This is a genomic window from Vibrio sp. A11 (assembly GCF_013048705.1).
Lineage (GTDB): Bacteria > Pseudomonadota > Gammaproteobacteria > Enterobacterales > Vibrionaceae > Vibrio > Vibrio metschnikovii.
Genome location: NZ_VHSI01000059.1, coordinates 1 through 911 on the forward strand (window position 1 = coordinate 1; position 911 = coordinate 911).

At 51.7% G+C, this 911-nt stretch carries 1 rRNA gene; it reads right to left on the reverse strand.

From position 1 onward, the window contains the following. Nucleotides 1–911: ribosomal RNA gene (locus tag FKQ60_RS17270) — 23S ribosomal RNA — on the reverse strand; the annotation flags it as partial.

A 911-nucleotide genomic window follows, 5' to 3' on the forward strand; every position in this document is an offset into this window, starting at 1 on the left:
CTTCGTGCTCCTCCGTTACTCTTTGGGAGGAGACCGCCCCAGTCAAACTACCCACCAGGCACTGTCCGCAACCCCGATTAGGGGCCAACGTTAGAACATCAAAACTACAAGGGTGGTATTTCAAGGTTGACTCCACGCAAACTAGCGTCTGCGCTTCAAAGTCTCCCACCTATCCTACACATGTAGGTTCAATGTTCAGTGCCAAGCTGTAGTAAAGGTTCACGGGGTCTTTCCGTCTAGCCGCGGGTACACTGCATCTTCACAGCGATTTCAATTTCACTGAGTCTCGGGTGGAGACAGCGTGGCCATCATTACGCCATTCGTGCAGGTCGGAACTTACCCGACAAGGAATTTCGCTACCTTAGGACCGTTATAGTTACGGCCGCCGTTTACCGGGGCTTCGATCAAGAGCTTCGACTTGCGTCTAACCCCATCAATTAACCTTCCGGCACCGGGCAGGCGTCACACCGTATACGTCATCTTGCGATTTTGCACAGTGCTGTGTTTTTAATAAACAGTTGCAGCCACCTGGTATCTGCGACTCTCAATAGCTCCATCCGCAAGGGACTTCACCGTCAAGAGCGTACCTTCTCCCGAAGTTACGGTACCATTTTGCCTAGTTCCTTCACCCGAGTTCTCTCAAGCGCCTTGGTATTCTCTACCCGACCACCTGTGTCGGTTTGGGGTACGATTTCTTATGAACTGAAGCTTAGAGGCTTTTCCTGGAAGCAGGGCATCAATGACTTCACTACCGTAGTAGCTCGACGTCGTGTCTCAGCCTAACAAGAAACCGGATTTACCTAGTCTCTTAGCCTACGCACTTGAACCAGGACAACCGTCGCCTGGCCCACCTAGCCTTCTCCGTCCCCCCATCGCATTCATAAGAAGTACGGGAATATTAACCCGTTTCC